The sequence below is a fragment of the Gemmatimonadaceae bacterium genome (genome assembly GCA_035633115.1).
Classification (GTDB): Bacteria; Gemmatimonadota; Gemmatimonadetes; order Gemmatimonadales; family Gemmatimonadaceae; genus UBA4720.
In genome coordinates, this window is the sequence record DASQFN010000115.1 from 24547 (window position 1) to 48927 (window position 24381).

The following is a 24381-nucleotide window of genomic DNA, read 5'->3' on the forward strand; positions in this document are numbered from 1 at the left end:
TCCAGTCTGGCGCACGAGATATACATTAGAAAGCAATGACAGGGGTGCTGCCGAGCGGCGGCTGAGAAAGTCCCTCATAACCTGATCCGGTTAGTACCGGCGTAGGGAGTCAACAATGGAAGCACGCACGCAGATGCATTACGCGCGTCGGGGCGAAATCACCGACGCAATGCGCTTCGTCGCCGAGCGCGAAGAGATTTCCCCCGAGCTGGTGCGGGACGAGATCGCAATCGGACGACTCATCATCCCCGCGAACGTCCGACATCTCGCTGGGTCGCTCGAGCCGATGGCAATCGGCAAAGTCGCCAAAGTCAAAATCAACGCGAACATCGGCAACAGCGCGGTGAGCTCGGACATCAACGGCGAGATCGAAAAGCTCGGCATGGCCGTGAAGTACGGCGCCGACACGGTGATGGATCTCTCCACCGGCGGAAATATCGACGCCATTCGGCAGGCCATCATCGACGCCTCGCCGGTTCCCATCGGAACCGTCCCGATCTACCAGGCAGTCCAACAGGAGAAGCAGCTCGAGGAGATCACCGCGCAGGACCTGCTCGACATGATCGAGCGACAGGCGCAGCAGGGCGTCGACTACATGACTATCCACGCCGCGATCCTCATCGAGCATCTCCCGCTTGTTCACGGGAGAACCACCGGGATCGTCAGCCGCGGCGGATCACTGCACGCAGTGTGGATGATGTACCACCGCAAACAGAATCCACTCTACGTGCACTTCGACGAAGTGCTCGAGATTCTTCGCTACTACGACGTCACGATCTCCATCGGCGATTCGCTGCGCCCGGGATGCCTCGCCGACGCGAGCGACCGCGCACAATTCGCAGAGCTCGACACGATGGGCGAGTTGACTAAACGAGCCTGGGAGCGAGACGTACAAGTAATGATCGAAGGCCCCGGTCACATTCCGATGGACCAGATCGAGATGAACGTGAAGCGCGCGAAGAGAGTCTGTCACGAAGCGCCGTTCTACACGCTCGGCCCGCTCGTCACGGACATCTCTCCGGGATACGATCACATCTCGAGCGCAATCGGCGCAGCACTCATCGGCTGGCACGGATCGGACATGCTCTGCTACGTCACGCCGAAGGAGCACCTCGGACTTCCGAACGCCAACGATGTCCGCGAAGGAGTCATCGCCTACAAGATCGCCGCCCACTCGGCTGACATTGCACGCGGGCGGAAGGGTGCGCGCGATCGCGACGACGCACTCTCACGCGCGCGCTATGCATTCGACTGGAAGGAACAGTTCCGTCTCGCGCTCGATCCCGAGCGCGCGCAGGAGTATCACGACGAGACTTTGCCGGCCGAGTACTTCAAGAGCGCGGAGTTCTGCGGGATGTGCGGGCCGAAGTTCTGCTCGATGCATCATTCGAGAACGATAGAGGAGGGGATCGCACAGCTTGCTCGCGAGGCAGAGCTGGTTACTGCCTAAGCGACGATTCGGTGCGTCGAGTGTTGCGATGATGCTGTAGCCGAGCGTATCTATAGGTTGATTGGACTCGGTCCTTTTGGAGGTCGAGTGCCGGTTACAGCAAAACTCTCACGCAAATTCTATGAGCGGCTGGGTGACGATATCGCCGCGGAGCTCGTGGACTGGTTCAACGCCGTGGATGCGACATACAAATCAGACCTGAAAGAGACCAACGAGCTGAACTGGGAGCGGTTCAAGGCGACGCTTCACGAAGAGATTTCGTCGCTGCGTGCGGAGCTGCTTGGAGAGATTTCGTCGCTGCGTGGCGAGCTGCGTGGGGAGCTGCGTGGGGAAATCTCATCCCTGCGCGGCGATCTCCGATCCGAGATGAAGGCGGTTCAGGCGGATCTCATGAAGTGGATGTTCATATACTGGTCCGGAACCGTTGCGGCAATTATCGGCATGGGCTATTTCGGTCCCAAGTAAAGACCTTTCGAACACGCCGACAACTCCCACAGCGGCCGACATCCCCGCGGACCTGCGTGATGCCCTCGCTGGCCGGTACACCCTCGAGCGCGAGCTCGGCCAGGGAGGAATGGCCACAGTCTATCTCGCGCACGACGTTCGACATGAGCGGCCCGTAGCGCTCAAGGTTCTGCGCGCCGAGCAGAGCGCGGTGCTTGGGGCCGAGCGGTTCGACCGCGAGATCAAGGTGCTGGCCCGGCTGCGCCATCCATTCGTTCTGCCGCTTCACGATTCGGGCGAAGCCGCCGGCGCTCTCTACTTCGTCATGCCGTATGTCGAAGGCGAATCGCTCCGGGCCAGGTTGGCACGCGAGTCGACACTTCCGCTGGAAGATGTCGCATCGATCGTCCGGCAGATTGCGGACGCACTGGATTACGCCAACGGCGAAGGCGTCATTCACCGCGACGTGAAGCCGGAGAACATCCTGCTCTCCCGGCACGGCCACGCCATGCTCGCTGATTTTGGAATTGCCCGGGGTGCATTGCTGGCTTCGGGCGCGCCCGCCGCAGGTATCGGTCTGACTCAATCCGGCACGACAATCGGCACCGTGGACTACATGAGTCCGGAGCAGGCGCTCGGCGACGCCGACATCGATGGCAGGAGCGATGTCTACTCGCTTGCCTGCGTCGTGTATGAGGCCCTCGCCGGTCGTCCGCCATTCACCGGGAGAACTGCTCTCTCTATTGTAGCGCAACATATCGGAGTACCGGCGCCAAGCCTTGCCGCACACCGTGCGGATCTCTCACCGTCAACGATCCGGGCGGTTTCGCGCGCGCTCGAAAAAAAGGCGGACGACCGATTTCCCACGGCGACTGCCTTCGTGCAGGCGCTGCTCGCCACGGAGACACAAGCGCTCCCAGCGCAGACGCAGCTTGCATCGACACCACGCCTCTCGATTGCCGTGCTGCCAGTCTCGAATCGCAGCTCCGACGCGGAAACCGAGTATTTCAGCGAAGGCATGACGGACGAGCTGATGAACGCTCTTGCAAAGGTCGAAGGACTCCGGGTCGTGTCACGCACGTCCGCATTTGCGTTCAAGAGCGGCGACGTCCCCATCAAGGAGATCGGCGCGCGGCTTGGAGTCGGATTCGTTCTCGAAGCAAGCGTGCGACGTGCAGGCAACCGACTGCGCGTCACGGCGCGACTCGTCGGCGTCGAAGACGACTCCACTCTCTGGTCGGAGACCTACGAGCGGCAGCTCGAGGACGTGTTCGCGGTGCAGGATGAGATAACGCACTCGATCGTCAAGACGATCACCGGAGCACTTCAGCTCGGCCACCTGCGCGGCGCGAAACCCGTCCAGCAACCGCGAAGTCTCGAAGCATACGATCTCTATCTCCTCGGCCGCCATCACTGGTACAAGAGAACCAACGAGTCGATGCGGCGGGCACTCGAGCTCTTTCAGGAAGCCGCTGCCGCCGATCCGTTGTATGCCCCTGCGTACTCCGGCATCGCGGACGCTTCGGCTCTGCTCGCGTCGTGGCAGTTCGCGACAGCGAAGGAGATGTATCCGCAGGCCGTTAAAGCTGCGCAGCGTGCGCTCGAGCTGGATCCGTCGCTCGCGGACGCCCACGCGTCGCTTGGCTTCGTGAAGCTCAACTGGGACCGGGATTGGGAAGGCGCGCTCCATGAGTTTCAGAGGGCAATTGCGCTGAATCCGAGCCACGAGGCGGCACACCGCTGGCTCTCCGCTTTTCTTGCGGGGATCGGGCGTGACTACGAGGCAATGCCGATCGCGCTGCGCGCAGTGGAGCTTGATCCAATTTCGGTTCTCCCGCGCATGAACCTCGGAATCGTGCACTGGTTCGCCTGGCGCTTCGAAGCCGCCGAGGTGGAGTTTCGGGGTGTTATTGAGAAGGACCCGGGCTTTGTACGCGGCTATGCATTTCTCGCGTGTTCGTTGTCGTTTCTGAACAGGCACGAAGAAGCGATATCCGCCGCACGCATCGGCGTCGAGAAATCGAATCGTCACGCGGTAATGCTCTTCGCGCTCGGCCTGTGCATCGCGCGAGCGGGACAGCTCGACGAAGCGCGCGCGATCTTCGGGCCGGTTGTTGCCGAGCTGGATCCATTCTACGAGGCGGCGGCTCACGCAGCGCTGGGAGACGACTCGGCGGCGCTCGACACGCTCGAGCGCGCTCTCGACGTGCACCCGGACTGGATGTACTCAGTCGGCAGGCAGCGATGGTTTAGCCAGTACCACGCTCATCCCCGGTTCATCCGCTTGCTTGAGCACCTGCAACTTCCAATCAGCTAGATGCGGGCAACCGCCACTTCGCCTGCTTGCCAATTCGTGATGCTCACGTAGCATAGCACAGCATGGCCAATGAGCTCGAGGACCTCCGAACCGCTCTCAGCGAGCGTTACCGCATCGAGCGTGAGGTCGGCCGCGGCGGAATGGCCACCGTCTACGTCGCGGAGGACCTGAAGCACCATCGCCAGGTGGCGATCAAGGTGCTGGATCCCGACCTCGCCGCAGGCCTCGGCCACACGCGCTTTCTCCGCGAGATCGAAATCGCGTCCCGCCTCAGCCACCCTCACATCCTCCCGCTGTTCGACTCCGGCGAGAGCGGCGGATTCCTCTACTACGTCATGCCGTTCGTCGAGGGCGAATCGCTGCGGAGCCGGATCCAGCGCGAGAAACAGCTCTCGATACCGGACACTGTTGCAATCGGCCGATCGGTGGCCGGTGCGCTCAGCTACGCGCACGGTCAGGGCATCGTGCATCGCGACATCAAGCCGGAGAACATTCTGTTCGCCGCCGGCCAGCCGGTTGTGACGGACTTCGGAATCGCGCGCGCGGTCGGCGTAGCCGGCGGCGACCAGTTGACCCAGACCGGCATCGCGATTGGAACTCCCGCGTACATGAGTCCCGAGCAAGCGGCGGGAGACCGCGAGCTCGACGCGCGCAGCGACGTCTACGCTCTTGGCTGCGTCCTATATGAAATGCTCGCCGGACAGCCACCCTTTACCGGCCGGACTGCTCAGGCCCTGCTCGCACGGCACGCGATTGATCCAGTGCCGCCGCTGCGCACCATACGGCACACAATACCCGCCGCTCTGGAAGCGGTAGTGCTGCGCGCGCTGGCCAAAACGCCGGCGGATCGGTTTCGCACCGCGGGCGAGCTGGCGGAAGCGCTGGAGCAGGGCGAAAAGACCGTCGAGACTGCTGCGCCAGTTCGAGCTCGCCGGCGTCGCAGCATCTCCGTGCTCGCCGCCGCTGTCCTCGGGATTCTTGGATTCGGAGGATGGTGGCTCGCGCCGCGCCTCGGCGTGGGGTCCGCGCGCATCGAGTCGCTGGCCGTTCTGCCGCTGACGAATCTCGGCGGAGACTCCCGGCAGGATTATTTCGTCGAAGGAATGCAGGAAGCGTTGATCGCTGAATTGTCGAAGATCAGCGCCCTCAAGGTCATTTCCCGAACTTCGACGCTGCGGTACCGGAAGACTGAAAAGCCGCTGTCGGACGTGGCCAACGAGCTGAATGTCGACGGAGTGATCGAAGGCTCCGCGCTGCGCGAGGGCGACCAGGTACGCATCACAGTCAAGCTCGTCGATGGCCGGAGCGACCGGCACGTGTGGGGACAGACGTTCGATCGGGAGCTGCGCGGCGTGCTTGCCCTGCATAGCGAAGTTGCGCGCGAGATCGCCAATCAGATCAAGGTAAGTCTCACTCCGCCCGAGGCGCAGCGTTTAGCCGTGCGCCGAGCAGTGAATCCCAAGGCCTACGAGCTTTACGTGCTGGGCCGCCACCAGTGGAACCAGCGCACGCTCGAGCGGAACAGGCAGGCCGTCGAGAGCTTTCTCGAGGCACTCGACCACGATCCCAGCTATGCGCCGACCTACGCCGCGCTCGCGGACGCTTACATGTGGCTCGGGGAACAGGGCGGCATGCCCCAGCGTGAGGCGCGTGACGCAGCCGCGGGAGCGCTCGCGAAAGCGCTTGCGTTGGATGAAACACTCGCGGACGCTCACGTCTCGATGGGTCTCTGGAAATTGCGCTCCGACTGGGATTGGGCAGCTTCGGAAAGGGAGTTGCGGCGTGCGATCGAGCTCAACCCAAGCTCCGCCTCGGCCCATCAGATGTACGGGCGGACGCTTTCGTTTACGGGACGCTTCGAGGACGCTCTGCGTGAGCTCGAAAAAGCGCGGGAGCTCGATCCGCTCTCCGTCCCCGTCAACGCGTACATCGGACAGGTTTATCTGCACGCCAGACGGTACGGTCAGGCGGAGGAGCAGCTTCGGAAGACCTTGAGGATCGACCCCAACCACGTGCTGACCCACCACAATCTCGGAGAGCTGCACCTCGCGCAGGGACGCTCGGCGGAGGCGGTGAAGGAGCTGGAGCGGTCAATTGCAGGGTCTGCCGAACCCAGCTCGCATTATCTCGCCATGCTCGGTTGCAGTTACGCGAGAGCGGGGCGGAAAGCGGAAGCGGTCAAGATCCTGAAGGATCTCGAGGCGAAGGCGACGAAAGATCTTGCATCGGCGTTCGACGTGGCGAGCCTTTACGCAGCACTGTCAGACAAGGAGCAGGCACTGGGCTGGCTCGAGCAGGGCTATGCCAAACGGGATTATTGGCTCGTCGAGATTCACGCGTGGCCGTGGTTCGATTCGCTGCGCTCCGAACCGCGCTTTCAGGACCTGCTGCGGCGCATGCGCTTCCCCGCTTGAATCGGATGCTTTGGATTGCTCAACGAAAAAGGAAACTTCGTGTACTCCCGTGTTTTCGTGGTCCCCTTCCGCCTGACTCCAGATGGAACGCCGTCGCTTTGTTGAACTAGTCGGAGTTCTCGCGGCCGGAACTCTGCTGAAAAAGGACGAAGCACTCGACGCGATAACCAGACCGATTCCATCGAGCGGCGAACGGATTCCCGTCATCGGCATGGGCACCTGGCTGACCTTCGACGTCGGCCGGTCCGAATCGACCCGCGCGACACTGCGCGACGTCCTCCAGACTTTCTTCAACCGCGGCGGGCGAGTCATCGATTCGTCACCCATGTACGGAAGAGCCGAGCTCGTCGTCGGTGATCTCCTGCCTCAGATCAAACCTCGGCCACCGCTCTTCTCAGCAACCAAAGTCTGGACACCGGGCCGACGCCTTGGCGTGATGCAGATGGAGGCATCGCAGAAACTCTGGCGCGTCCCGAAGTTCGACCTGCTCCAGGTGCACAACCTCGTCGACTGGGAAGGCCATCTCCAGACGCTCAAGGAATTTAAAGCGAGCGGTCGCGTGCGCTACATCGGCGTCACGACGTCGCACGGCAGGCGGCACGACGAGCTCGAGCGCATCATGCTGCGCGAGCCGCTCGACTTCGTGCAAATCACCTACAACCTCGCGGACCGCTCCGTCGAGAATCGCATCCTGCCGCTGGCGCGCGAACGAAGAATGGCAGTCATCATTAACCGACCGCTGGATGGAGGAGAGCTTTTCGACAGGGTTCGAGGGAAAGCGCTTCCGGCATGGGCGCGCGAATTCGACTGCACGACATGGTCGCAATTCTTTCTCAAATTCGTCTTTTCACATCCGGCAGTGACGTGCGCAATTCCCGCGACGTCGCAGCCCGCGCACATGGTAGAGAACATGGGGGCCGGGGTCGGGCGCCTGCCCGACACACCCATGCGGGCTCGCATGGCAAGTCACTTCTCGACTCTCTAAACCTTGTTTCTAGCCATTAGGTCAAGTTGACCATCTAAATAAAGCTGTTAGATTGGTCAACATGACCAAAATCATTAAACTGTACGACGCGAAGACGCACCTCTCCGATCTTGTCGAGCGCGCATCGCGAGGCGAGGAGTTCATCATCGCCAAAGGCGACGAGCCCAAAGCCCGCCTCGTCCCGATCACCAAACTCGCGCAGCCCCGCGCGCCCGGAGGATGGGAAGGCCGCCTCTGGATCTCGGACGATTTCGACGCCCCGCTCCCGCCCGAAATCGCGGACGCGTTCGAAGGCAAGAATGAGTGATCAGCTGCTGCTCGACACCCACGTCGTTCTCTGGTGGCGCGGGAACGACGAACGCCTGACCCTCACAGCGCGCGAAGCCATCGCTGCAGCATCACTCGTCTTCGTCAGCGCCGCCTCGGCATGGGAGATCGCGATCAAGTCGGCCCTTGGAAGAGTCAGACTTCCTCAATCATTCGCGGACGGGACGCAGCAAAGTGGATTCATCGAGCTGCCGATTTCATTCCAGCACGCTCAAGCCGTCGAGTTTCTCCCGTCACATCACGCTGACCCGTTCGATCGCATGCTGCTCGCGCAGGCCAAGGTCGAGCGCCTCGTGATCGTCACGCACGATAGACGCTTCGAGCCCTACGGTCAGGCCATCCTGTGGACGTAACTGCCACCATCCCGCAGAAGCTCGAAGCCGACGTCCAGATGAGGGGGGAAGCGCGCCTTCATCTTGCCACCGACATCCTTGCTCCCCGCGAGACGGCAGTCGTTGCCGCGATCGCCGGCAGGGTGCTTCGCCTGCGACAGAATTCACTCGGCGGACTCACGGCTTATCTCATCGATCAGGAGGAGCGGTACGTCTACTACTACGCCCACACGGCGTACTACTCTACGACAATCACCGAGGGACTCGAAGTCGAGCAGGGGTACGTCATCGGATACGTTGGGACAACCGGCAATGCTCCGCCGGACACACCGCATCTGCATTTTCAGGCGATGCGGCTCGACCTCGGGCTGCGCGACTGGTCGAACGGCACGCCGGTTGACGTGAGAGCGTTCATGAAGAAGAGAGGCGAGGCCCTGCTATGAAAGGACGCGAGCGCGCCGAGCTGAGAAGTGAAGCACATCATCTCAGTCCGCTCGTCCACGTCGGCAAGGAAGGACTTTCGGCAACGTTGATCACATCGCTCGACGACACGCTGCGCACGCACGAGCTCGTGAAGGTGAAGCTCGGAAAAAACGCCGACGTGAAAGCAAAGGATGCAGCAGCGGCACTCGCCCTGGCGACGAAGTCGGAAGTCGTCCAGGTGATCGGTCACACGGCGACGTTCTATCGGGAGAATCCCGATCTCGAGAAAGGCGACTTGCCGCCCTGGAAGCGGTAGGGGGCCGTTGTCGTTCCAGCTTCGTCCTACAATGTTGCCGCTGGCAAGAATGTCCCGCATAATGGGTTCATTCGTCCAGGGCGTATTGGATGCCAGAGATTCTTCATCAGCTCGTCATCGACGTGCCGCCGCCCGCTACTTTCGACGCGATCACCGAGCAGCGCGGTCTCGCGAGCTGGTGGACGACAGACGTCAAAGCCGAGCCAAAGATGGGCAGCATCGCGGAGTTCGGTTTCAACGGACGGTCGATGGTGTTCGACATGCGCGTCGTCGCACTCGACAAGCCCAATTTCGTTCGCTGGCACTGTCTCGCGGGACACGCCGAGTGGTGCAACACCGACCTGATCTTTGCGCTGTCTTCGCGCAAGGGTGGGACTCTCTTACGGTTTGCGCACCGCGGCTGGGAATTCAGCGACGGAATTCTCGCACAATGCAGTTACGACTGGGCACGCTACCTTGCCAGCTTGAAGTCCTATCTCGAGACAGGAACTGGCACGCCGCACGAGGCCAAGAAAACCGAGGACGACACGCTGCCCGCTGAACGCTGAGCGCTCAACGCTGCGCGCTTCACAACGAAGCGACGTCGCAACCGAAGGAGGAGACCAATGACAGCACCCCCCGCGATTGCGGCGGTCATCAGGCGAAGGGAGCGGGAGGTCGTTGACGATTTTCGTCGCGGCGGCGCCACCGACCCCACTTCCGCGAAGTCGCTGGCGGATCTCGGACTCGAGGACAGCTGGCCTGTGAGACGGCTTCAGCGGCGCGCCGTGATCCGCGAGCCTCAGCCCGGCATCATGTACCTCGACGAGGAAGTCTGGGCAGCCGTTCTCCGCACCCGCCGGCGAGTTGCGCTTACCACCACGGCCGTCCTGGTGGTCATCATCATCGCCGTCTGGATGGGATTCGTCACCTTCACCTAGCGACGAAATACCCCCTCCCGGGCGCGGGTTGCTATTCATACTGCCCGGTCTATTTTTCGCACTACCCGCCCGCCGCCCGCCGAAAGACACTGAGACCCAATGCCCTACGTAATCACCGAAGCCTGCGTCAATACAAAGGACAGAGCGTGTGTCGACGTCTGTCCCGTTGATTGCATTTACGAGGGTCCGGAGCAGCTCTACATCCACCCCGACGAGTGCATCGACTGCGGAGCGTGCGAGCCCGAGTGCCCGGTGACCGCGATTTTCCCGGAAGAGGACGTGCCCGCGAACATGAAACAGTTCGTGCAGATCAATCGCGACGTCTTCAAGAGTGAAAACCCGCCCGGGCGACCGAACCGATAGCGAACTACAACTATTCAGTTGTAGTTAGCCGACGAAGCGATCCTTCACAACGAACGCCAGAACAAGCACGAGATACACAAGGAAAGTGCTGATCTCACTCCTGAACGCCTCGCGCCAGTTCAGCTCCCCGGGCACCGGCTCCTCCGGCCGACTCGGCACCCACCTCGGCGTCTTCAGCCTGTACTCCAGGTACGCTCGGCCGAACGTCGTCTCCAGCACACCTTCCTCGTACCGCACGATCAGGCTGTACTCGGCCGCAAAGAGAAGCATCGCTAACGGCAGAAACCAGAGCACCCCCGAGAGAACGACAAATCCTACCCACACCAGAAAATTCCCGTTGTAGAGAGGATTGCGGCTCCACGCGAACGGCCCGTGCGTGACGAGTCGCTGCACGTTGCGCGAGCGGCGGCGCGTCGTCGTTCCCGCTGCGGCGACACCCGCCAAGCGGAATGCTTCGCCCGCAACAATCAGAATTCCGCCGATGATCCAGCGATTGGGCGACGGGGTGCCCGGGGCGAGCAGAGGAATCCCGAGAAAAACCAGCGGAAGCCACCCGCGATTCCGGAACAGCCAGCCGCCGAGCCGCGCGGGAAGCGTGGCCTCGAGGTCGCTTACCTCCTCGACAGCGGTGCGCTCGAGGTTGGCCATCAATCCCAGGGCAGGAAGATCGACCGCCAATGTTCCGGAACGCGAGCGGGTCGCCCATCGGAACCCAGCGTCACGTAAACGACGGTCGCTTCGCAGATGAGCTCGTCGCGCTGGTTGTGCGCGGTCTGCTTCACGGTGAAGCTCGTATTGCCAATCGAGACAAGTCCGGTGCGAGTACGGAATTCGTCACCCGGCCGCGCGCTGCCGCTGTACGACGCGTCGATGTGCCGCACGACTGCAGTGAGCGAGCGCGTCACGTAATCCTCGAACGTCATGTGCTTCTCGAGCGCCGCCCATCGCGCACGCTCCAGAAGCATCAGCATGTAAGCGTGATTGACATGCCCCGCGCTGTCGCAGTCGCTCGGATAGATGTGGATCGTCAGCTCGTCAGCCATTTCCAGTTGCTGGTTTGCCGGTCGGTTTCAATCAGTGAGGCAGCGAGCGTCGAAGGTTAACCAGAACAGCGTCGGCCCTTTTTTCATCCGTGCAAGATCGAGCGCAGCGACGAACGCTTTTGCACTGTACGTGGCGTCGAGCTTGATGCCGGACACCCGCTCGAGCAGATCCGCCGCCGCCGTTCCTGCCGCAAGCGGTCGCCCGTACGCGCCTCCGTAAACGCGGTGAGTGATGTGCATGTTGTTCGGCATCGGCACAGTCTCTCCGGTTATCCCCGAGATCAGCCGCGCGACGTCGCGCGCCGTGCGCCGCACCTTCGGAAGATTCACGAATATCCTCGGGCCAACGCGCGCACCGACCACCGGAATGTCCAGTCCCGCGATCGCGAGGCCGAGTGCAATGCCCGCCATCGTTCCGCCAGTGCCTACCGGCAACACGATATTCGCCGGCGTGGGGAGATCGCCCTGTTTCAGCTGCGCTGCGAGCTCGAGACCCGCATTCACGTGACCGAGCGCGCCAAGCGGCGAAGTTCCGCCGACGGGAATGAAGTGCACGTTGCGCGTGAGTCGCACGTATCCGCACCGCACGATCGCCCCGATTGGCGTAGCACCGACTCTCGTCTCTGTCAGCTCGCGCGCCAGCTTATCCGAGATTGTATCGGCCATCGAGTTCATGTCGTGCCGCCATCTCATCGCCATCGTCTCGGCGCCGATTCTTCGCGCGTGAATCGCCGTACAGAGGACGTGTGTCGACCCCGCTCCGCCCAGGGTCAGGACCGTGTCTCCCGGCCTTACCTCGCCGAGGAGAAACTCGAGTCCGCGAACTTTGTTGCCGCCGAGCACGGGAGCATTGAAGTCGTCGCGCTTGACCCAGAGTTGCGTCGCGTCGGGAATTCCCTCGATCTCGTGCACCGGAGAGGGTGGCGTGCACAGCGATACCCGGGGCAGCGCTCGAAGGGCGGGGAAGCGCCGGTAGAGCGGGATGTCGTCGCCAAGCGAATGCGTCCCTGTGACAATTTCGTCGGTCTGCACGCTTTCAGTCCGTCTGCACGCCTCTAATGGTATTCGCTAGATTGGCTGAATGAAGGCGACGGACACCGAATCGCTCCTGTATCTCGACACTCCGCAGCAGGTCGAGCTCTTTCTCGACGACATTTCCGGAGTGCGCGAAATCGCGCTCGACACCGAGGGAGCGAGCTTCCATCGGTTCATCGATCGAATTTACCTCCTCCAGATCACAACGCGAGAACGGAGCGCGGTAATCGACCCGATCCCCATCGGCGCCCCCGCCAGGCTGGGCGAGATGCTCGAGGACCCGGCCGTCGAGGTCGTCTTTCATGACGCCGATTATGACCTGCGACTTCTGCACCAGGATTATGGCTGGCACGTAAGGAACATCTTCGACACGCGGATTGCCGCCCAGCTCCTCGGCATCAAATCGTTCGGGCTGGCGGCGCTGCTCGAGGATTTTTTCGGCGTGAAGCTCGAAAAGAAGCACCAGCGTGCCGACTGGTCGCTGCGGCCTCTCACGCAGGGGATGCTGGATTACGCGGCGCAGGACACGCGGCACCTCCTCGACCTGCGCGACGAGCTGCTATCCCGACTCGAGAAGCTCGGCCGGCTGGAGTGGGCGAGGGAGGAGTTCGAGCGGCTCGAGGGAACGAAATGGGACCCCGAAGACAACGGCCAGAGTTTCTTGAGGATCAAGGGCGCGCGCGATCTGACGCGGCGCGAGCTCGCGCTGCTCCGGGAGCTGGTGCCGTGGCGCGACAGTGTCGCGCGCGAGCTCGACCGCGCGACGTTCAGGGTGATGGGAAACGAAGTGCTGCTCGACATTGCGCGCACGGCGCCGCGCGACGCGAAGCAGCTCGCGGGTCTCAAGGGAATGCCGCGCGGAATTCTCGAGCGCGGCGGCGCGGCGATTCTCTCCGCGGTGAAGCGCGGGTTGGAAGTAGCGGAGGAGCATTTGCCGAAGTTTCCGCGCGCGGCGAAGTGGGAGCGCGAGGAGGATTTCGAGGCGAAGGTCACGAAACTCAAGACCGTTCGTGACGCGGCGGCAACGCGGCTGCTTCTCGACCCGGGAGTCTTATGCTCGCGTGAGCGACTGGAGGCGATAGTCCGCGCGAAGCCCGAGAAGGTGAAGGATTTAGAGGACGTTCCCGGGTTGAGACGCTGGCAGATCGCGGAGATGGGGGAGGAATTCGTCTCGGCGCTGAAGCAAACCAGAAGCCTCTAAGAGCCAAAGACTAAAACCAAAAGACTAAAACCCGAGGTACGCCCTCACTCTCGGCTCCATTTTCTCGGGCGTCCAGAACGGAGTCCACACCAGATTAATGTCGGCGGACTCCACTCCCGGAAGACTTTCGATCTCGCGCTGAGCGTCGCCCATGATCTCGGGGCCGGAGGGGCAGCCCGGCGAGGTCAGAGTCATGTCGACTTTGACCTTCGGCCCTTCAACCGCGATCGAATAGACAAGGCCGATGTCCATGATGTTCAGGTCGAGCTCGGGGTCCTTCACCCGGCGAAGGGCGAGCTTCACCTGATCCTCACTGACGACGGGAGCGGTAGGAACTGGCTGATCGGACATACCTTAAGATAGCGGCCCCTGCGCGTGGCGTGGTCCATCAGATCTACAGAGAGAATCACGGGTGAGAGCGTCCAGGAATCCAGGCCGCGAGGCCGCAGGTGAGGTTTCAGGGATCTCTCGCACCTCGCCTGACCCCTTCAAGCCTCGGCTCCTGTTGCCGGGCACCCGTGTTTCTCTTTGTAGAACCTTGGCTTTGCCGGCCGGCGCTACTTCCGCTTCGACCTGGCCGAGGTTTTCTTCGCGACCGCGCTCTTGTTCGAAGAGCGCTTGGCCGAGCTGGCAGCCTTCTTCTTCTTGAGCGCCGCGGCCCGCGCTTTCGCGCTCCGGCTCTTCGCCGACTTCGACGACGCCGCGCGGCGGCTCGCCAGCGCGCAGCTCACACGCGCACGCTTGCGGCTCGCGCGAGTCGACTTCCCTCGGCGGGACTTGAGCGCCGAGCACCGCACCGGCCTGACCACCGTGTTCCAGCCTATCTCGCGGTCGCTGCGGAACGCGCTGGGCATCGCGAGCAACGGCGTCGGCCCGTCCACAACCGCCAGCACCGCTGCGTCAGACAGGTCGGCACGCACGTCCATGATGATCTTTCCGGGATGGCGCGCCTTTGCGGCGTGAACGCGATTCGTCAGGAGGATGACGAACATCTCGCGGTCGGGATCGATCCAGATCGACGTCCCCGTGAACCCCGTGTGTCCGTATGCGCGCTGCGTGAGATATTGTCCCGAGCCGTCTTCGCCATCGGCCGTGTCCCAGCCGAGTGCGCGATGTCCGGCCGTGCGACGCGTAAACAGTGCGACTGTCGGCTCCGACAGAATGTGAACTCCGTCGTATGTGCCGCCGCTCAACATCATCTGCGCGAAGATCGAAAGATCAGCCGCGGTGCTGAACAGTCCCGCGTGACCTGCGATCCCGCCGAGCGCATAAGCGTTCTCGTCGTGCACTTCGCCCTTCAGCGGATATCCGCGCGGCGGAGTCACTTCGGTGGGCGCAATGCGATAGCGCACTGAATCGGCGGGACGGTAGAACGTGTCGCGCATCCCGAGCGGGCCGAAGACGCGCCGCTCGAGGAAGTGATCGAGCCGCTCGCCCGAGACTTTCTCGACGATCATGCCGAGCACGTCGGCGCCGAGGTCGGAATACACGTAAGCAGTGCCGGGCACGTGCTTGAGCTCGGTGGCGAGCACCATGTCGCGCGCCATCTGCGGACTGTGCGCAACCCGCCACAGATCTCGCCCCGCGGGGAGACCGGAACGGTGAGTGAGCAGCTCACGCACGGTCACCTGATCCTTGATGCCGCCCGAGAAGGCGGGGAGATAGCGGAAGACGGGAGCGTCGAGATCGACCTTCTTCTCGTCGTGAAGGATCATGATCGCCGTCGTTGTGCCGACGACTTTGGACAGAGAGGCGATGTCGTAGATGGTCTTGTCCGCGTCGACGTTGCTGCTGACGGGGGACCATGAGAGCTTGCCGAAGCCTTTTTCCCAGACGGTCGCGCCCTTGCGCCCGACTACCACGGACGCACCTGGGTACCCTCCAGCACTAATACCGCGCTGGACGACACGATCGATGGCTTCGAGGCGGGAGGATGACATCCCGACCGCGTCCGGTGCTTTGACCGGAAGACCTTCCTTACCGACCAGCGTAAGGACGGTGACAATGACTCTCAGCACTTCGTACTCCTTCCTGCAATGTAGGTACGCAATGCGCCATGGCAGAGTTCCATCAGGAACCCCGGCTTAAGCTGCCGAAACGGCGCACCAGCACCTTCCCTAGAGGTGACGACCCATCCCCGGCCCCGTCACCCCACCGCCATAGTAATGAACAATTGCAATTTTCGCCCCTGTTTTTTTCGTGTGCCAGCGTACCAACCCGTTGGGGCCCATACATCTGTGAGCCGGCCAGCTCACAGATGCCGGCCCGGAAACGAGGGCTCCGACAACCGTACGAAAGGCGACAACTCTCTGACATTTGCCGGTGACTAAACTTCCAGACGGGATGCAGACCGACGAACTCGAGCTGAAACGCGCCATGAACGGCGATGAGCGCGCGATGCGGCAGCTTTGGCTGCGGCATTCGCCGCACATCGATGCTGTCGTGCGCCGCCTCTGCGGCGACCACGACATCGCCGCAGACATCGCGCAGGAAGTCTGGATCCAGATATTTCGCGCGCTTCCCGGGTATCGCGGCGAGTCGCAGTTCGGAACGTGGGCGCACAGGATCGCCGTGAATCGCACTCTGAACGCGCTCAGAAAGGTGAAGCGGCTCGCGAAGATCGAGACCGAGATCGAGGACGACAGCGCATTCGTCGAGGGCGACAGCGACAGGACCTTCCTCGCGGAGTCGATCGAGAAGGCGATGACGCAGCTCTCGCCTGGCGCGAGAATGGTTTTCGTGCTGCACGACATCGAAGGCTACACGCACGACGAGATTGGAAAGGAGCTCGGCATCACGTCGGGCGGATCGAAATCACAGCTTTTCAAGGCGCGCGCCAAGCTTCGCCGGCTGCTGGCGCACCTCGTGGACGAATCAAATGCCGGCGTAGGAAGAACACATGCTGCCCCTATCTGAAAACGAACTGGACGAACTCGTTGCTCGCGAGCGCGAGCGTGGCGCTCCTCCACTCACCGACTGGGACTCTCTCGCGGATCGACTGCGCGCAGAGGGACTCATCAAGGCTCCGGCATTCGGCGGCGGCGGCGGGGGCGGGGGCGGCGGCCCACGGTTCACCACCCGCACCTGGATGCAGGCCGCGGCGGCGCTGCTGCTCGTTGCCGGTGGAGCTGCAATCGGACGCGTCACCGCTCCCGCGTCATCGAGCGAGACCACGCCGGCCCAGTCAGCGCAAACCGCTGCCTCGTCTGCACCGAAGGCATCGGCTTCCGCACAGACGCCAGCGCCTGGACAAACCGCGAGCGCTGCGGTCGCGAGCAACGCTCCGGAATTCCGCTCGCCCGAGGAAGCGTGGGAGGTTCTCAACCGCGCCGGCGAAGAGTACCAGCGCGCTTCCGCGTATCTCTCGGCCAGCAATACCGAGGTTCCGCTGCCGACGAATCCCGACACGTACCGCACGCGGCTCGCCGCGCTCGACAACGTGATGAGCGAGATGCGCTCGGCGTTGAACGAAGCGCCGCACGATCCGGTGATCAACCAGTACTACCTCGCAACGGTGGGCGCGCGCGAGGCGACACTGAGGCAGCTCGGCACCACGCTTCCGGCGGGCGCGAAGCTGAACCGTTTTTGAAAACGATTAGGCGGATTGGACGGATGAACAGAACAACGATAATGCGAATCTCACTTGCGCTCATCGTGCTCGCGGCGATGATACCGCGAGCGGCGCACGCGCAGCGTGAAGCGTCGCGCGGATGGGTGGGCGTTGCGTACACAACTGGAGTCGGCACAACCGACCACAACGGCGCGATGGTCTTCGCCGATTATCCGGTGATCGAATCCATCGAGCCGAACTCTCCCGCCGAGCGTGCCGGACTGTCCGCGGGTGACACGATCCTGGCGATGAACTCGCAGGATCTTCGAAAGAGCCCGCTTCCTGTCGCGAGTATGGTGCAGCCGGGAAAGAGGATCGTCTTCCGGTTCAGACGGAACGCCGTGCGCGAGGTGACGCTCACCGTTGCGCCCCGTCCGCGCGGCAGCAGGGAATCGTACGAGGTCACGATCTTCGGCCCGGCGCTCTCGCCATCGCAGCCGCTGGGCAGCGGCCCCGGGTCGCAAGTTCTTCTCCGACGCCCGCGGCCGGCAGCCGAGGTCGCGGCAAGAGCTGCGGCCGCGCCGGTCACGCCGATCGCGGCAATGCCGTCGATCGTCCTGGGCGGACCGAGAATCCTCGCTTTGGCCGGCGCCGAGCTCACGGAGCTCAACCCCGGACTCGGCGCACTGGCCGGAGTGGAGACGCCCGGAGTGTTCGTGATCAACGTCGCGGTGGGCACGCCGGCGAAGGAATCGGGCCTCCGTCCGGGCGACGTCATCGTCAAGGCCGGATCGCTGGCAATCGGCGATCCGGGCGAGCTCATCCGGGCGTTCAGGGAATCGAACGGCAGCTCGCTGAGGCTTGAGATCATCCGGAACAAAAAGCCTCAGACGATCACGCTGCGCTGGTAAAAACACAAGAAGAATAGGGCGAGCTATCAGGCGTCAGGCTTTCAAGGCGCCCGGCATCAGGAACTGCCCAATGACTCCCGGCGGCAAAGTGGGTCATTGGGTATGCCGTTCCCTGACTGGCTATCAGGAGCCTTCCGCCGAAAACCGATTGCTTGGCGGTTGCCAGGATGGCGCTGCCGAGCGTATCTATGCGTTACATGCACTCGGTTTCCATTGGGAGTCCGAGTGCCTGTTACGGCAAAACTTTCACGCAAATTCTACGAGCGGCTGGGCGATGACATTGCCGGTGAGCTCGTGGACTGGTTCAACGCGGTGGACGCTACATACCAGCAGCAGCTGCGACACATCAACGAGCTGAACTGGGAGCGATTCAAGGCCCAGCTAGATGCCACGCGTTCCGCGCTTGACGGTGAAATGCAAGCAATGCGCGCGGAGCTGCGGGGTGAAATGCAAGCAATGCGCTCGGAGCTGCGCGGTGAAATGGCAGCGATGCGCGCCGACCTTCTCAAATGGATGTTCGTCTACTGGACGGGAACCGTCGTCACGCTCGGCGGACTGATCGTCGCGATGGCGGTTTTCGGCCCGAATTAAAATCGGCTTAGTCGAGCCGCCGCGACTCCGGCACAAGTGAATGGTGGATGGCAAGCGCAGCAACAGCGCCACTCGCAGCTGCTGCGATCGCCAGCTGCGGGCCCGGCGTGATGTCCCCGGCCGCGTAGACATTCTTCACCGACGTGCGATTGTTCTCCTTCACTTCAATCAGGCCATCCTCATCGCGCGTGCAGCCCAGCTGCTTGCCGATGTCGTCCGCGGGGTACTGTCCGATCGCGAAGTAGAGACGGTCGCAGTCGAGTGACATCCCCCCGGCGAGCTCGAGGCAGGTGATCTCCCCGTTATTCGACTTGATGCAGGTGATCTTCTGCTCGAGCGTCGGAATGTTGAGGTTCTTGAGCTGCGCGAGATACTCGGCGTTGATCGCCGCGGGCTCCCCATTCGTGCAGATGACGATCTTCTCCGTCCACGTGGTGAGCGCGAGCGCCATGCCCACAGCCTTACGTCCGGTTCCGACGACGACGGTCTTCCGTCCGTGCGTCTCGTATCCGTCGCAGTCGGGACAGACGTGCGCCGTCTCGCCGTAGCAGTCCTCGAGACCGGGGATGGGCGGCCAGTGGTCCTTGATGCCGATCGCAAGCAACAGTCGCCGCGCTTCGATTGATTTTCCGCTCTTCAGCTGAAGGCGATAGCAGTCGTCGTCGATCTCCTTCACCGTATCGACAGTATCGTCGATCAATACAGCACCGTACTTCTCGGCGTCGGTGCGCCCGCGCTTGCGGAGCTCGGGCGACCGGATGCCGTGTGCGCCGAGGAATCCGTTGATGCCGCGGGTCTCCCAGTTGCGCGGCTCGCCTGAATCCACGAGGACGACCGAGTGCATGTAGCGCGCGAGCCATAGCGCCGCGGAAAGCCCGGCCGGTCCGCCGCCGATTACAGCTACATCATACGTGTAAGAATCTGGTGTGGTCACTACAGTCATGACCGGCGCTGGTGCAAAATAGAGTCCTGTAGTCTGAACTGTCATCGCGGCAATGCGACGGGATAACACAGAACAGAAATACGGGAAACTCACGACGCGCGAACTGAATGGGTCCAGATAAACCAATCCCGAGCGCCGTTTGTCCAATCTTGATACGACCCGGAGTTCGATATGCGCCTGAGCCTCGTCAGTTCGTTCGCCTTCGTTTCCCTCTCAGCGCTCCCTTCGTCGCTGACCGCGCAAACTCCTCCCGCTGCTCCGCCCGCTCCGGCAGCCGCGCCCGACACGTCGCAGCGGAGAGTCGCGACTGCCGCGCGACGCAGTGGAGAAATCACGCTGGACGGGAAGCTCGACGAGCCTGCCTGGCAGTCGGCCAGGCCAACCGGCGACTTCATTCAGTCGTTTCCCAAGGCGAACGAGCGAGCGCCGGATCAAACTGAAGTCAGAATTCTCTACGACGACGCTGCGCTTTACGTCGGCATGAGAATGTTCGATCAGAATCCAAAGGAGATCGCCGCGCAGCTCGCCCGTCGGGACGCCAGCGGGATCTACTCCGACTGGGCGCACGTCGTAGTCGATTCGTATTACGACAGGCGCACCGCCTTTCGCTTCACCGTCAATCCGCTGGGCGTGAAGAAGGACGTATACATGTCGAACGACAACCAGGAAGATCTGAACTGGGACGCTGTCTGGGATGTCGGCGTAAGGGTCGACTCACTCGGCTGGGTCGCCGAGTATCGCATTCCGCTGTCGCAGCTCCGATTCGGAAATGCGAGCGGGGAGCGCGTGTGGGGGTTGCAGTTGCAGCGCGACGTCGCGCGCCGGCAGGAGCGTGACACATGGAATCCGTGGGTGCCCGACGGTCGCGGATTCGTTTCACGCTTCGGGGATCTGGCGGGGCTCGTTGATATTCCGACGCCGCAGCGCCTCGAGTTCGTGCCATACGCCAGCACGCGCGTCACGCGAGCGCCGGGCAATCCAGCCAATCCGTTCTTCAACAAGACAGATCTGACGCCGTCGGTCGGCGCCGACCTTCGTTATGGTCTGCCCAAGGGTCTGACCCTGACGGCGACCGTGAATCCCGATTTCGGCCAGGTCGAGGTAGACCCGTCGGTCGTGAATCTCTCGGCGTTCGAGACGTTCTTTCCGGAGAAGCGGCCGTTCTTCCTCGAGGGCTCCGACGTTTTCTCGTTCGGCCAGATCGTCACGCACAACGATTACGGAAGTCAGCGTTATTTCTACTCGCGGCGCATCGGACGTCAGCCTCAGCGATTCCCCGGCGGTCCCGGCGTGGCGTTCTTCAGCGCGCCCGATCAGACGACGATTGCGGCGGCGGCCAAGGTGACGGGCAAGAACGGGCCGTGGACGATCGGCCTCATCGATGCAATCACGCCGGAGGAGCGCGCGGACGTGCTATCTGTTCCCGGCGACGACCCGGGTGAGCGATTCACAACGCCGGTCGAGCCCTTCACCAACTATTTCGCGGGCCGGGTGAAACGCGACTTCAGAAAGGGAGCTACAGTCGTCGGTGGAATGCTGACGTCCACCGTGCGAAAAGTGGGCGACGCCGTGTTCGAGAATCTGCTTCGGTCGAGCGCCACTTTCGGTGGTCTCGACTTTCAGGCGGCAAACACCGGAAGACAGTGGGTCCTGAGCGGTTTCGTCGCGAGCAGTCACGTCGCGGGAAGCGCGCAGTCTATTGCGTCGACGCAGCTCAACAGCTCGCACTACTATCAGCGGCCCGACGCCGACTACGTCGAGTACGATCCCCAGCGCACGTCGCTCGATGGACACATCGCCGAGATCGCGCTGGCGAAGAACGGAGCGTGGTACAGCTCGCTCGCTGTCAAGCAGGTGAGCCCGGGCCTCGAGCTCAACGACATGGGCTTTCACGGACGCGTTGATTATCGCGCTCTCTCCACCCTGTACGGCTACCAGTCCCTCACCGCCAGCAAGCGCTTCCGGAACTACGGGTACTACGGGTACACGAACCACACGTGGAACTTCGGAGGAAACCAGATCTTCAATGCTCTCAACGGGGGAGCCTACGTGACATTTCTGAATCTCTGGAACTTGGGGTTTCAGGGGGGCATCAGCCCGTCGGTCGAGAGCGACAGGTTCACGCGTGGCGGTCCGCTCGCGCAGATGCCGTCGAGCTGGAACTTCAGCATCAACGGCGGAAGCGACAATCGTAAGCCGATCTGGCTCAACGGCTACACCGAATACAGGCGGGATGAATCAGGGGGCGACTCGAGGTATCTGCAGGTCACGGTCAACATGCGGCCAGCATCGTCGCTGAGTCTGAGCCTGGGCCCCGTGCTGAGCGGAACGAAGAGCACCGGGCAATTCGTGCGGAGCGTGAGTGACGCGTTTGCGACGAGCACCTACGGTCGCCGCTACGTTTTCGCAAACCTGAATCAGACGACGCTTTCGATGGACACGCGCGTCGACTGGACGTTCACCCCGCTGCTCAGTCTTCAGGTCTACGCACAGCCGTTCGTCTCGGCCGGCCGCTACTCGAAGTTCAAGGAGTTCCCGACGCCGAAGACGTACGACTTCGCGGTATATGGAAGGGACAGGGGGACCATCGCGCGCGACGGATTCGGGACGTACACCGTCGATCCAGACGGCGCGGATGCAGCTTCGGCGTTCACGTTCGCGGATCCGAACTTCAATGTGAGGAACCTGCGCGGGAACGCGGTGCTCAGGTGGGAGTATCGTCCGGGCTCGGCGTTGTTCGTGGTGTGGCAGCAGCAGCGCAGCGGGTTCGAGCCAATTGGGGACTTCGATCTCGGGAGGGATGTCGGCGACATCTTCGATACGGTCCCTACGAACGTTTTCCTCGTGAAGGCTACTTATTGGATTGGACGCTAGGTGGCTGCGAGTGCGGACCAACCGCTGATGCGGATCGCGGACTAACTGAGGAGCCCGGACCTACTGCGGACTGCGGACTGCGGACTGACTACGTTCTCAGGGCGGAAAACTGATTGGCCGGGCATTGCGGGGATGACGCTGCCGAGGGTATCTATGGATTGACTGCACTCGGTTTCCACCTGGAGTTCGAGTGCCCGTGACGGCAAAACTCTCACGAAAGTTCTACGAGCGGTTGGGCGATGATATCGCCGGCGAGCTCGTGGATTGGTTCAACGCTGTGGACGCAACCTACCAGACGCAATTGAAAGAGACCAACGAGTTGAACTGGGAGCGATTCAAGGCACATCTCGATAGCGGCCTCGCGGGGCTCAGGACCGAGATGGCTGACATGCGCGCCGACCTTATCAAGTGGATGTTCCTCTTCTGGGTAGGGAACGTCGTTTCACTCGGTGGGCTGATAGTCGGACTCCATTTCTTCGGCCCTGGATAGAGGCGGGGCAGGCAAGGCTACGCGCGGTCGGAGCTTTAAGCGCCACAATGAGTTAGCCAAAGGAAAAAAAACGCCGCATCGATGTCTGGCGCGGCGTTCTGATTTCTCCGTGTTCTCGGTGCCTCTGTTGCAAGCCGTTTGGTACTCCCAAAGGTACGGTATCGCACAGAAACGCACGGACGACTGAGCTCGGCGGTCGTCACAAAATAGGCTGTTTATCCCATGTGTGGATAACACGAGCCCTCCGTAAACTACTGGACCAGTTTATAAGTACCCGCGCCACGTCTGCTAGTCACGTGGTGCAATGATCGATTGTCGCAGACTCATCAAGCAGTTTCGTCACCCTCTTTTCGCTCGGAAAAGAGCGTACGCAAAGGAGCTTCAATGCAACGCTCATCGGTTGGAAGTCAGCAAACTCGACGTGCTACCGGAGAGACTACGTGGACCACGCGTAGTGTATCTCGCAAAGCTCGAGTCATCGCGATTGGCGGTGTCGTCGGGCTTTTTGCCTGTCAGGACGCGACAGCCCCGGACGCGGCGGACGAGCTCGATCTGTCCGGCCCCGCCCTCGCAGTCGCGCAGACGACGCCGCTTGGAATGATCGGTCTGTCGCTTCTAGACGCAACCAGCTGGGTTCTGTCGTCGATCAACAGCGCGGGCAAGCGCAACGAGATGCAGGCCACGCTGAAGGATCTCGCCAGTCAACTGGTGTCGGGCGACTACACTGCCGCGCGAGCCAATGTGACGAAGGCGCGGGACATCCGTACGTCACTCGACGCAATCGACGAGCTGGAGATCGGACCCATCGAGGTGTCGCTCGATCAGACGGATGCAGAGCTCAAGGCAATCGGTAAGTAAGCGATGAATATCCCTATTGATTCAATGACGTCGGAGCGCAGCGCGCGCTCACCCAGGAGAAATCTGATGCAAGGCAACTCGTTGGCTGGTACGGCCGGGACCACTCGGCGCTCACTGTTGGTGGCCGCTGCTTCGGTAGCCGGATTGGTATTGGTAGGGATGCTGCCGAGTACCGGTCGGGCGCAGTCGAGCACGACGCCGCCGACGACCAGCACGATATGGGCGTGCTACACGCCCAGCGGTTCGGTCTACGTTATAAATCCTCCGGCAGGGCAGCCGGGCCGGACTTTCTCGGGCGCGCCTACTAAGTGCGCGAGCCCTGCTCACCTGCTTTTCCACTTTGACGACACGAACGGGGCTGAGGGTGCGGGCGGAGTTACGGGAGCGACCGGAGCGACTGGAGCACCAGGTGCACCGGGAGCGCCGGGCGCAACAGGTGCGACGGGTGATCCGGGCGCCACTGGAACAGCCGGAACGCCGGGTGCAACTGGAGCAACTGGAACAGCCGGAACGCCGGGTGCAACCGGAGCGACTGGTCCCACAGGTGCGACGGGTGATCCGGGCGCAACTGGAACAGCCGGAACGCCGGGTGCA

Annotated in this window: 26 protein-coding genes, 1 pseudogene and 1 riboswitch; of the genes and pseudogenes, 20 read left to right on the forward strand and 7 right to left on the reverse strand. The window is 62.2% G+C overall.

Going from position 1 to position 24381, the window contains the following annotated elements:
• The first annotated feature begins 30 nt into the window (after positions 1 to 30).
• Positions 31 to 125, forward strand: a riboswitch (TPP riboswitch).
• The 12 genes and pseudogenes from thiC to VES88_17755 all read left to right on the forward strand — a co-directional run bounded on the left by thiC (position 113) and on the right by VES88_17755 (position 10291).
• Positions 113 to 1450: pseudogene (thiC, locus tag VES88_17700) on the forward strand (phosphomethylpyrimidine synthase ThiC). Its footprint overlaps the riboswitch before it by 13 nt.
• A gap of 87 nt (positions 1451 to 1537) precedes the next feature.
• Positions 1538 to 1915: a hypothetical protein gene (locus VES88_17705; protein HYN83318.1), complete on the forward strand. Its 378-nt coding sequence runs from the start codon at positions 1538 to 1540 to the stop codon at positions 1913 to 1915.
• Positions 1875 to 4211: a protein kinase gene (locus VES88_17710; GenBank protein HYN83319.1), complete on the forward strand. Its 2337-nt coding sequence runs from the start codon at positions 1875 to 1877 to the stop codon at positions 4209 to 4211. The genes VES88_17705 and VES88_17710 overlap by 41 nt, the downstream gene beginning before the upstream one ends.
• A gap of 62 nt (positions 4212 to 4273) precedes the next feature.
• Entirely contained in the window at positions 4274 to 6625 is a 2352-nt protein-coding gene (locus VES88_17715) for a protein kinase (GenBank protein ID HYN83320.1), read from the forward strand.
• A gap of 82 nt (positions 6626 to 6707) precedes the next feature.
• Positions 6708 to 7610: an aldo/keto reductase gene (locus tag VES88_17720; GenBank protein HYN83321.1), complete on the forward strand. Its 903-nt coding sequence runs from the start codon at positions 6708 to 6710 to the stop codon at positions 7608 to 7610.
• A gap of 61 nt (positions 7611 to 7671) precedes the next feature.
• Positions 7672 to 7917 (forward strand): type II toxin-antitoxin system prevent-host-death family antitoxin, encoded by a 246-nt coding sequence (locus tag VES88_17725; protein HYN83322.1) that lies wholly within the window; start codon positions 7672 to 7674, stop codon positions 7915 to 7917.
• Entirely contained in the window at positions 7910 to 8290 is a 381-nt protein-coding gene (locus tag VES88_17730) for a type II toxin-antitoxin system VapC family toxin (protein HYN83323.1), read from the forward strand. Before VES88_17725 ends, VES88_17730 begins: the two co-directional genes overlap by 8 nt.
• Positions 8281 to 8712 (forward strand): M23 family metallopeptidase, encoded by a 432-nt coding sequence (locus VES88_17735; protein ID HYN83324.1) that lies wholly within the window; start codon positions 8281 to 8283, stop codon positions 8710 to 8712. The genes VES88_17730 and VES88_17735 overlap by 10 nt, the downstream gene beginning before the upstream one ends.
• Positions 8709 to 9008 (forward strand): ribosome assembly RNA-binding protein YhbY, encoded by a 300-nt coding sequence (gene yhbY, locus VES88_17740; protein ID HYN83325.1) that lies wholly within the window; start codon positions 8709 to 8711, stop codon positions 9006 to 9008. Before VES88_17735 ends, yhbY begins: the two co-directional genes overlap by 4 nt.
• A gap of 89 nt (positions 9009 to 9097) precedes the next feature.
• Complete coding sequence (locus VES88_17745) at positions 9098 to 9556, forward strand: SRPBCC domain-containing protein (GenBank protein HYN83326.1); 459 nt, start codon at positions 9098 to 9100, stop codon at positions 9554 to 9556.
• A gap of 57 nt (positions 9557 to 9613) precedes the next feature.
• The gene (locus tag VES88_17750) at positions 9614 to 9928 is read left to right on the forward strand and encodes a hypothetical protein (GenBank protein ID HYN83327.1); all 315 of its coding nucleotides are present in this window, start codon (positions 9614 to 9616) and stop codon (positions 9926 to 9928) included.
• A gap of 99 nt (positions 9929 to 10027) precedes the next feature.
• Positions 10028 to 10291, forward strand: coding sequence for a ferredoxin family protein (locus VES88_17755; GenBank protein ID HYN83328.1), 264 nt, complete (start codon positions 10028 to 10030; stop codon positions 10289 to 10291).
• A gap of 24 nt (positions 10292 to 10315) precedes the next feature.
• Here VES88_17755 and VES88_17760 read toward each other — a convergent pair whose 3' ends face one another.
• Genes VES88_17760 through VES88_17770 form a run of 3 tightly spaced genes read right to left on the reverse strand, consistent with a single transcriptional unit; the run spans position 10316 to position 12366 of the window.
• Complete coding sequence (locus VES88_17760; protein HYN83329.1) at positions 10316 to 10969, reverse strand: isoprenylcysteine carboxylmethyltransferase family protein; 654 nt, start codon at positions 10967 to 10969, stop codon at positions 10316 to 10318.
• Entirely contained in the window at positions 10939 to 11334 is a 396-nt protein-coding gene (locus VES88_17765; protein ID HYN83330.1) for a thioesterase family protein, read from the reverse strand. Before VES88_17765 ends, VES88_17760 begins: the two co-directional genes overlap by 31 nt.
• Before the next feature lie 27 nt (positions 11335 to 11361).
• Positions 11362 to 12366, reverse strand: coding sequence for a pyridoxal-phosphate dependent enzyme (locus VES88_17770; GenBank protein HYN83331.1), 1005 nt, complete (start codon positions 12364 to 12366; stop codon positions 11362 to 11364).
• A 49-nt stretch (positions 12367 to 12415) separates the two neighbouring features.
• Between VES88_17770 and VES88_17775 the strand changes: the two genes are divergently transcribed.
• Positions 12416 to 13570, forward strand: coding sequence for an HRDC domain-containing protein (locus VES88_17775; protein HYN83332.1), 1155 nt, complete (start codon positions 12416 to 12418; stop codon positions 13568 to 13570).
• Positions 13571 to 13594: 24 nt separating this feature from the next.
• Here the strand turns inward: VES88_17775 and VES88_17780 are convergent, their stop codons facing one another.
• Both VES88_17780 and VES88_17785 read right to left on the reverse strand, forming a co-directional pair.
• Complete coding sequence (locus VES88_17780; protein ID HYN83333.1) at positions 13595 to 13921, reverse strand: metal-sulfur cluster assembly factor; 327 nt, start codon at positions 13919 to 13921, stop codon at positions 13595 to 13597.
• Between the two features lie 206 nt (positions 13922 to 14127).
• On the reverse strand, positions 14128 to 15588 hold the full coding sequence (locus VES88_17785) for a serine hydrolase (protein HYN83334.1): 1461 nt from the start codon (positions 15586 to 15588) through the stop codon (positions 14128 to 14130).
• Between the two features lie 325 nt (positions 15589 to 15913).
• Here VES88_17785 and VES88_17790 point away from each other — a divergent pair, with 325 nt between their 5' ends.
• The 4 genes from VES88_17790 to VES88_17805 all read left to right on the forward strand — a co-directional run bounded on the left by VES88_17790 (position 15914) and on the right by VES88_17805 (position 18622).
• Entirely contained in the window at positions 15914 to 16486 is a 573-nt protein-coding gene (locus VES88_17790) for an RNA polymerase sigma factor (protein ID HYN83335.1), read from the forward strand.
• Positions 16470 to 17159 (forward strand): hypothetical protein, encoded by a 690-nt coding sequence (locus tag VES88_17795; protein HYN83336.1) that lies wholly within the window; start codon positions 16470 to 16472, stop codon positions 17157 to 17159. Before VES88_17790 ends, VES88_17795 begins: the two co-directional genes overlap by 17 nt.
• A gap of 23 nt (positions 17160 to 17182) precedes the next feature.
• Entirely contained in the window at positions 17183 to 18031 is an 849-nt protein-coding gene (locus tag VES88_17800; protein ID HYN83337.1) for a PDZ domain-containing protein, read from the forward strand.
• Positions 18032 to 18256: 225 nt separating this feature from the next.
• Complete coding sequence (locus tag VES88_17805; protein ID HYN83338.1) at positions 18257 to 18622, forward strand: hypothetical protein; 366 nt, start codon at positions 18257 to 18259, stop codon at positions 18620 to 18622.
• Between the two features lie 7 nt (positions 18623 to 18629).
• On the opposite strand, the gene VES88_17810 is transcribed toward VES88_17805, so the two are convergent.
• A complete protein-coding gene (locus VES88_17810; GenBank protein HYN83339.1) occupies positions 18630 to 19610 on the reverse strand; it encodes an FAD-dependent oxidoreductase in 981 nt (326 codons plus the stop codon).
• 126 nt (positions 19611 to 19736) lie between these two features.
• On the opposite strand from VES88_17810, the gene VES88_17815 reads away from it, so the two are divergent.
• The 3 genes from VES88_17815 (at position 19737) to VES88_17825 (ending at position 23787) form a co-directional block, all read left to right on the forward strand.
• Complete coding sequence (locus tag VES88_17815; protein ID HYN83340.1) at positions 19737 to 22439, forward strand: DUF5916 domain-containing protein; 2703 nt, start codon at positions 19737 to 19739, stop codon at positions 22437 to 22439.
• A 196-nt stretch (positions 22440 to 22635) separates the two neighbouring features.
• Positions 22636 to 22929 (forward strand): hypothetical protein, encoded by a 294-nt coding sequence (locus VES88_17820; GenBank protein ID HYN83341.1) that lies wholly within the window; start codon positions 22636 to 22638, stop codon positions 22927 to 22929.
• Between the two features lie 384 nt (positions 22930 to 23313).
• The gene (locus tag VES88_17825; GenBank protein HYN83342.1) at positions 23314 to 23787 is read left to right on the forward strand and encodes a hypothetical protein; all 474 of its coding nucleotides are present in this window, start codon (positions 23314 to 23316) and stop codon (positions 23785 to 23787) included.
• A gap of 376 nt (positions 23788 to 24163) precedes the next feature.
• Here the strand turns inward: VES88_17825 and VES88_17830 are convergent.
• Positions 24164 to 24381, reverse strand: a 218-nt coding sequence (locus VES88_17830) for a hypothetical protein (GenBank protein ID HYN83343.1), incomplete at its 5' end; no start/stop codon positions are given.

Excerpts from the sequence above, each read along its gene's own strand:
- VES88_17775 (HYN83332.1), top strand. The coding sequence starts at position 12,416 with ATGAAGGCGACGGACACCGAATCGCTCCTGTATCTCGACACTCCGCAG.
- VES88_17825 (HYN83342.1), top strand. The coding sequence starts at position 23,314 with ATGCAACGCTCATCGGTTGGAAGTCAGCAAACTCGACGTGCTACCGGA.
- VES88_17745 (HYN83326.1), top strand. The coding sequence starts at position 9,098 with ATGCCAGAGATTCTTCATCAGCTCGTCATCGACGTGCCGCCGCCCGCT.
- VES88_17730 (HYN83323.1), top strand. The coding sequence starts at position 7,910 with ATGAGTGATCAGCTGCTGCTCGACACCCACGTCGTTCTCTGGTGGCGC.
- VES88_17815 (HYN83340.1), top strand. The coding sequence starts at position 19,737 with ATGCGCCTGAGCCTCGTCAGTTCGTTCGCCTTCGTTTCCCTCTCAGCG.
- VES88_17715 (HYN83320.1), top strand. The coding sequence starts at position 4,274 with ATGGCCAATGAGCTCGAGGACCTCCGAACCGCTCTCAGCGAGCGTTAC.
- VES88_17725 (HYN83322.1), top strand. The coding sequence starts at position 7,672 with ATGACCAAAATCATTAAACTGTACGACGCGAAGACGCACCTCTCCGAT.
- VES88_17720 (HYN83321.1), top strand. The coding sequence starts at position 6,708 with ATGGAACGCCGTCGCTTTGTTGAACTAGTCGGAGTTCTCGCGGCCGGA.
- VES88_17800 (HYN83337.1), top strand. The coding sequence starts at position 17,183 with ATGAACAGAACAACGATAATGCGAATCTCACTTGCGCTCATCGTGCTC.
- VES88_17765 (HYN83330.1), bottom strand. The coding sequence starts at position 11,334 with ATGGCTGACGAGCTGACGATCCACATCTATCCGAGCGACTGCGACAGC.
- VES88_17750 (HYN83327.1), top strand. The coding sequence starts at position 9,614 with ATGACAGCACCCCCCGCGATTGCGGCGGTCATCAGGCGAAGGGAGCGG.
- VES88_17810 (HYN83339.1), bottom strand. The coding sequence starts at position 19,610 with ATGACAGTTCAGACTACAGGACTCTATTTTGCACCAGCGCCGGTCATG.
- VES88_17790 (HYN83335.1), top strand. The coding sequence starts at position 15,914 with ATGCAGACCGACGAACTCGAGCTGAAACGCGCCATGAACGGCGATGAG.
- VES88_17780 (HYN83333.1), bottom strand. The coding sequence starts at position 13,921 with ATGTCCGATCAGCCAGTTCCTACCGCTCCCGTCGTCAGTGAGGATCAG.
- VES88_17755 (HYN83328.1), top strand. The coding sequence starts at position 10,028 with ATGCCCTACGTAATCACCGAAGCCTGCGTCAATACAAAGGACAGAGCG.
- yhbY (HYN83325.1), top strand. The coding sequence starts at position 8,709 with ATGAAAGGACGCGAGCGCGCCGAGCTGAGAAGTGAAGCACATCATCTC.
- VES88_17795 (HYN83336.1), top strand. The coding sequence starts at position 16,470 with ATGCTGCCCCTATCTGAAAACGAACTGGACGAACTCGTTGCTCGCGAG.